Source organism: Methanospirillum sp. (assembly GCF_035406105.1).
GTDB lineage: Archaea > Halobacteriota > Methanomicrobia > Methanomicrobiales > Methanospirillaceae > Methanospirillum.
This window is the reverse complement of record NZ_DAONKG010000142.1, coordinates 1-6,536: the sequence shown is the minus strand read 5'-3', so window position 1 is coordinate 6,536 and position 6,536 is coordinate 1. Positions and strand designations below refer to the sequence as shown.

Genomic DNA, 6,536 nt, shown 5'->3' with positions numbered 1-6,536 from the left:
CCAGCCGGCACCTGTTGCGGAACCAGTAAAACAGAAAAAGCCACGTGAGAAGGTGAAGATTCAGAAAGTATACAGCCTGTTTGAATGGACGGCGAATAATGTCAAACGGTATGGCCATGACCGTGTTGATCTCATGCTTGAGTCGTATAAGGAGATGGGTCATATCTCCGAGGAACACTGCAAACAGGTAAAGGATATTGCCCGTCTGATGGCCCCGTCCATTGGAGAAGTCCATGAGATGAAGGCCGATGAATTCGTCCTGGCACTCTATGAACTCAATCGGATATTGCAGCCTGATGATCCTGGCCTTGACCGTGACATGCTGGATGTCCTTATTGAGAAGAGAAAGATGGCAATGCCGTCCGGCCGGATTGAGGAGACAGATAACCTGATAGAGGATGACTCAGAGTTTGAGTATATTCCCTCCCGTGAGTAACTGCCGGTATGGCAAGCGAAGCTATCTCATCGTCAATCATGATAATAGGGGCGGTCCTCGGGGCCGCTGTCCTTATTACCGCAATCCTACCAGCGATATTTTCAGCTGGTGATACTTTCGGAACCGTATCGTCGTCGGCTGAGCAGAAACTCAAAACGGATTTTCGGATAGTGAATACGTATGCTTATGATAATTCACCAGATGTAGTGAAAGTCTGGCTAAAAAATGTTGGTGCGGTTCGTATCTCAATTTACGAAATACAGAAGTCAGATGTTTTTTTTGGCGTGAATAATCAGGTATCAATGAGAAGCTATCCGACAGGATTTTCATATGAATTGAAAGGATCCACTGATGGGTATTGGGATATTGGTGAAACTCTTGAGATTGTTTTAACAGAACCTACAGAGATTTCATCCGGTGCTCAGCTTTACTTTTCTTTCGCATTACCTAATAGTGTTCGGCGAACAACTACCTTCTCGACAAATAATTAATTATGGCCTCTTCTCTGATTACAGGAGCAGTAAGTCTGTTGTTAATTATTATTGCTGGATATATCATTGCGACAGGCATCTTGACAGTTGCTGAGACGACAATTGGAGCTCAGATAGAAATGTCGACTGTATTAGAGACAATACAACAAACAAAAATTTCAGTTAATGAGTACGTGTGGTCAGATACAGAAAACAAACTTTCCCTTTATATTCTAAACGATGGCAGCGTCTCCTTTAAAAGGTTGGATTCAGGGTACGATTTGTTCATTTGCAATTCTGCAACTAATGTGACAACAAGATATTCATTATCAGATATTACAACACGAATACTTGATGACGTTACTAATAAAGGATATTGGGATCCTTCTGAAACGATTGAGTTAAACATCACTCTTGCTTATACTCCAAATTGGGCGAAATTTGTTACTTCAAATGGAATAACCGTCTCAACAAATATTATTACGTGATTTTGAGAAAACTCAATAAAATCGTTAATTTCAAATTGAATTTATGTTTAAGAAGGAAGGAAAAAAACTCTCTTAATTAAAAACCTAAAAAATAGAGAACACGTATTAGCAAATAGAAGAATTATACATAAGGGGTATTCATCACATGGCAGAATTAGATCTCACAGCAGGCGAGGAAGCACGGGGAGACATAGCCGACCTCCTTGGGAAGGAAGAACGGAAGATCCTCACGACAGGGAACGCAGAAATCGATAAAAAAATAGCTGATGGTCTTCCGCTCGGCTCACTCACGCTCATTGAGGGAGAGAACGATACCGGAAAATCAGTCCTCACCCAGCAGTTTATCTGGGGAAGTATGCATAATAACCTCCGCGTTGATCTCTTCTCGACAGAATTGACGACGAAAAGTTTTCTGACCCAGATGGAGTCGATGTCCCTTGACATATCCGACTTCTTTGCCTGGGGATATATCCGGCTCTTTCACTGCCACCTGGTAGAGTTCAAATGGACCCCTGATGCCATGAATGATATCCTTGACCGGATTATCACACACGTCAAGTTCAGCAATACCGATGTTGCCATTATTGATTCATTAACAATATTTACGGAATATACAACAAATGAAGCAGTTCTCTCATTCCTGACTCAGGCAAAGAACATCTGCGATCAGGGAAAAACAATTCTGATTACGATGCATAGTTATGCATTTACCGATGAGGTCCTCACCCGGGTCAGGTCCATCTGTGATGCACATTTGCTCCTGATGAGAAAACTCATGGGTGATAAGTATGTTATGGTTCTTGAAGTGGTCAAGGTCAGAGGTGCCAGAAAGACCACTGGTAACCTTGTCAGCTTTGAAGTCCATCCCGGGTATGGGATGAAGATTATTCCGGTATCAGTCGCAAAAGTCTGAGTATGACACGTCTGCAGATCCAGGGTAAAATACCTTTCCAGGAGGCTGAAAGTCATGATACTGAAGAGTGTATTCTCAATCCTGAATCCTGCGCACTGTACCGGATGCTTCCTGCAAATGCAAAAGAATATGCCCGGAATTATCCGCACCTGCTTGAATACCTGCACATCTTTCCGGTGGATGAGTTCGGAATTCCTCTCTTCTTCTCTGAGCTGAAACGTGATTTAAAGGGAATTAAGGATCCCAACCTCATTTATCCGGCTAAACCTCCCATTTTCATTCATATATTCTTTGATCCCAATGATGTGAGGAATTTTTACATCCCCATCGAACCCTCGTTCATGCATAACATCGGGCGGTTACTTCCGGCTATTGAGTACCGGCTCGTTGATCTGCTTGATGCGCTCGAGGAAGATCCCGTTACTCCTGAAGAACGGACTTCGGTATTAAAACGACTGTTACGGCAGGTCCTGTATATCAAAAAGCCGGGGGAAGCCATCGATCCGGCCCTCCTCAAGATTGAGGGCCCGAAAGGGTTTGGTGATAAGATTAAGACATTTCTTACCACCGATCTCACCGCCAAGGAGGAGCCGGGTGCAGAACGATTATTTGCAGATGTCCCTCATCTTGCCGACGGGCGTATCATTGTCACTCCCCAGGAGTTTGAAGCAATTGAATACCAGATGATCCGGGACAAGATTGATGTCGGGCTTCTTTATCCGTTTATTGCAGACAATTTTATTGAGGATATCACCTGTGACGGTCTTGGCCCTATCTTTATTGAACATAAGATCTTTAAGGGACTGAAATCAGTCGTCGGGTTTGATCAGGAGGCTGCTCTGGATGATTTTTGCATTAAGCTTGCTGAAAAGTCACGCCGTCCGATTACTTATAGAAATCCGATCGTTGATGCAACGCTTCCGGACGGGTCACGTATCAATATCGTTTATTCAACTGAGATCAGTCGTAAGGGAAGTAACTTCACCATACGAAAAGCGATGGATGATGTCATCTCCATCACCAAACTGGTCGAGTTTGGGACCTGCAGCTATGCACTTGCTGCATATCTCTGGATCTGTATCGAGAACGGGATGTCACTCTTTATGTCAGGTGAGACCGCATCCGGTAAGACAACCTCCATGAATGCCCTTACCACTTTCATCTCCCCCGAGTCGAAGATCGTCAGCATTGAGGATACCCCTGAACTTATCATTCCGCATAAAAACTGGACCCGTGAAGTATCAAAAGGAAAGGGAAAAGGGGAAGGTGAGGGGGCAGATGTGACTATGTTTGACCTGCTTCGTGCAGCGCTTCGTCAGCGTCCAAACATGATCATGGTCGGTGAGATTCGTGGGGTTGAGGGAGCGGTCGCATTTGGTGCGATGCAGACCGGTCACCCGGTCATGAGCACCTTCCACGCTGCAACGGTGGAAAAGCTGATTCAACGACTGACCGGTGATCCCATTCTGATCCCCAAGACATTCATAGATAACCTCAACCTCGTTGTCATTCAGAGTGCAGTCAGACGTCCTGATGGGGCAATGGTCCGGCGTCAGCTGAATGTTTCAGAACTGGTCGGGTATGACGCACAAAGTGGTGGTTTCTCCTTTGTCGAAGTGTTTACCTGGGACCCTGTTACCGATACACATGAGTTTACCGGAAAAGGGTCAAGTTATCTGCTTGAAAATAAGATTGCCACCATGCTTGGTATACCGGAGCACAAAAAGGCCCAGATGTACATGGAGGTTGAGAAACGGGCAAAGATCCTGGAACGACTCCATAAAGCAGGATATACTGATTTTATTGAACTCTTTAATATGATTACAAAGCTGAAAAAACAGGGTCTATTGAATATCGACATCTGATCTCATGGCATTTGATGGTTTTCTGGATAAACTGCGTGCATCAAACCAGGGTAAACTACCGTTTGAGGATTTGTATGCCTCAATTTATGCACGGCTTTACAAATTCTTCATTGAAGACAAGTACATGGGGTCAGATCTCCTCTTCATGCTGACCTATATGGCTGCGATAATCACCGCAGATGCGTCACGACCTGAGATCTTTGCATATACCGGCTCCCGCTCTGAGTATGTATCAACGAAGTATATCCGCCGCGCTGATCTGCTTGTGAAGAGATGGGGGTACAGTTATGTGGAGGCCCTTTCCAACGTTGCAAAAAAAATTGAGAACGAGATGCTGTTTTCGATGATCAACCGGTATGCAAATGCGATCGAGTCAGGAGTTCCTGACAGCGATTATCTGACCCGTGAACTTGATACCATACGCAATATCTATAAATCAACGTATGAGCAGGGCATTGAGATGCTGAAGAAGTGGGGAGATGCGTATATCTCGATGCTTTTTTCCGGTGCTCTTGTTGGTATTATCATCATGGTGTCTATCGCGATTTATGCGCCGGATAATATCCAGGGCACCCTGATGACCTCCTATATTCTGATCGGCGGGATTTCAGTGCTGGGTATTATTACCATGTATAAGGCAGTCCCGGCTGACCCGAAGACCCACCGCCTCCCGCAGGGATCTCCGGAGCAGAATATGATCCACCGGATGGAAAAGAAGGTTGTTCCAATCCTCTGTGTCATTGTCATATTACTGCTGCTGCTTGGGATGAATTTTGGCCTTGTTCTGATGCTTATTGGTATGCTTCTCTTTCCACTCGGAGTGATTGCCTTTATTGACGATGGAAATATCACCCTTCGGGACACCGAGTTCCCAACCTTTATCAAAGGCGTTGGCGCGATTCAGGGAGGAAAAGGCACCACCATCGCTCCAGCGATACAGGAGATCGACAAAAAATCCCTCCCCTATCTTGAACCCCTCATAAATGCAGTCTTTTCAAAATTAAACCTTGGACTTGACGAAGACAGATCCTGGCAGCGGTTCATCAATGACGGCGGGAGCTACCTGATTTATAAGTACCTGAATATTTACCGGGATGCGCTCAAGCTGGGTGGGAAGGCTGATGCGATCGGTCAGATTGTCAGTTCATCCATGCTGGACCAGGTCCTGCTCCGTGATCACCGGCATACCATTTCAATGGGTTTTATGACCCTCCTGGTCCCGATGCATGCGATGATGGTTGCCATCTTCCTGTTTCTCTATAATATTCTCGTCGTTATGGCTGATGCGATCGGTGAAAAAATGTCCTCACTGGGAGAGGCCGGAGCTGCATTATCATCTGGTCAGGGTGCCTCCATTGCAGGAGCATTGGGGGGGAGTATGTTTGTCTTTTCGAATTTTGACAAGGATGCCATTGGGTTTTATGTGATCATCATCATCACGATGCTTACGATCTCCAATGTTATTGCAGGGAAGATTGTTTCGGGCGGGGATAATGCATTAATATATTTTTATACAAGTCTTATCTGTTCTGTATCCGGACTCCTTTACATAGTGGCTCCCATCATAACCGGAATATTCTTTATGATTCCCGTCTTTGAAGGTGTATAAGCGATGGTTGAACTCTCAGACTCTACCCGGCGGCTCGTCATATTTATAGCAATTGTTCTTGGGGGTTCAATTCTTCTCATCTTTGATATTCCAGTTCTGTACCTGATGATGGGTGTTATCGGGATTACCATCATCCTGCTGGTCATCACCGGGACGATTATCCTGTCTGAGTTAATCCGTGATATCCGGTACTGGCTGAAAAACCGCCCGAAAAAACCAAAAAAAGAAAAACCTCCAAAAGAGAAGGGAAAAGAGAAAGCAAAAGGACCGGGTGTATTCTCTTCACTATCCGGAAAGATAAAGATGCCCTCAATCTCCCTGCCTGCGATTAAGATGCCGTCACGGTCAGAGAAACCGCGTGATGAAAAGAAAAAAGGCCGGGAAGAGAAGAAGGGAAAGGAGAAGAAAACCGCTCAAAAGGCTGAAAAGGCCGGTAATGAAGAGGAGGTCATAGAGGAGCCCGGCTCAGGAGCCGAGAAAGGGAAGGTTGATGATGTAACTTTCGATGCAGATCTTCTTGAAGGTCTGGATCTTGATGATAGTCTTGATATCGATGCAGAATTGGATTCAGTAAACCCGGAGTTTGATAATATCCGGACACCGTATGGGGAAGGGGAAGTAATGCCGGATATTCTATCTGATTCTGATGTGAAGAAGATGGATATCGCAACCCATGACGAGGAAGAAGAGATCATTCTGGATGATGATCAGGGGCCGGATGAGATTGATGCCATCTATTCAAGCACGATTGATAT

The 6,536-nt window shown here is 45.1% G+C and carries 6 protein-coding genes and 1 pseudogene; all 7 read left to right on the top strand.

Annotated elements, in window-relative coordinates; translation table 11 throughout:
* A pseudogene (locus tag PLA23_RS09165) lies at positions 1-436 on the top strand (hypothetical protein); the annotation flags it as partial.
* An 8-nt stretch (positions 437-444) separates the two neighbouring features.
* Complete coding sequence (locus PLA23_RS09160) at positions 445-927, top strand: archaellin family protein (protein ID WP_324329655.1); 483 nt, start codon at positions 445-447, stop codon at positions 925-927.
* A 2-nt stretch (positions 928-929) separates the two neighbouring features.
* On the top strand, positions 930-1,394 hold the full coding sequence (locus tag PLA23_RS09155; RefSeq protein WP_324474939.1) for a hypothetical protein: 465 nt from the start codon (positions 930-932) through the stop codon (positions 1,392-1,394).
* Positions 1,395-1,539: 145 nt separating this feature from the next.
* A complete protein-coding gene (gene arlH, locus PLA23_RS09150; protein WP_324329659.1) occupies positions 1,540-2,307 on the top strand; it encodes an archaellum protein ArlH in 768 nt (255 codons plus the stop codon).
* Between the two features lie 2 nt (positions 2,308-2,309).
* Positions 2,310-4,172, top strand: coding sequence for an archaellum flagellar ATPase motor FlaI (flaI, locus tag PLA23_RS09145; protein ID WP_324329661.1), 1,863 nt, complete (start codon positions 2,310-2,312; stop codon positions 4,170-4,172).
* A gap of 4 nt (positions 4,173-4,176) precedes the next feature.
* Positions 4,177-5,781 (top strand): archaellar assembly protein ArlJ/FlaJ, encoded by a 1,605-nt coding sequence (gene arlJ, locus PLA23_RS09140; protein ID WP_324474937.1) that lies wholly within the window; start codon positions 4,177-4,179, stop codon positions 5,779-5,781.
* 3 nt (positions 5,782-5,784) lie between these two features.
* The coding region (locus PLA23_RS09135) for a hypothetical protein (protein ID WP_324474935.1) at positions 5,785-6,536 on the top strand (752 nt) is incomplete at its 3' end.

Bases quoted from the DNA above. Each gene is read 5' to 3' on its own strand.
- arlJ (WP_324474937.1), top strand. From the start codon at position 4,177: ATGGCATTTGATGGTTTTCTGGATAAACTGCGTGCATCAAACCAGGGT.
- PLA23_RS09155 (WP_324474939.1), top strand. From the start codon at position 930: ATGGCCTCTTCTCTGATTACAGGAGCAGTAAGTCTGTTGTTAATTATT.
- arlH (WP_324329659.1), top strand. From the start codon at position 1,540: ATGGCAGAATTAGATCTCACAGCAGGCGAGGAAGCACGGGGAGACATA.
- flaI (WP_324329661.1), top strand. From the start codon at position 2,310: ATGACACGTCTGCAGATCCAGGGTAAAATACCTTTCCAGGAGGCTGAA.
- PLA23_RS09160 (WP_324329655.1), top strand. From the start codon at position 445: ATGGCAAGCGAAGCTATCTCATCGTCAATCATGATAATAGGGGCGGTC.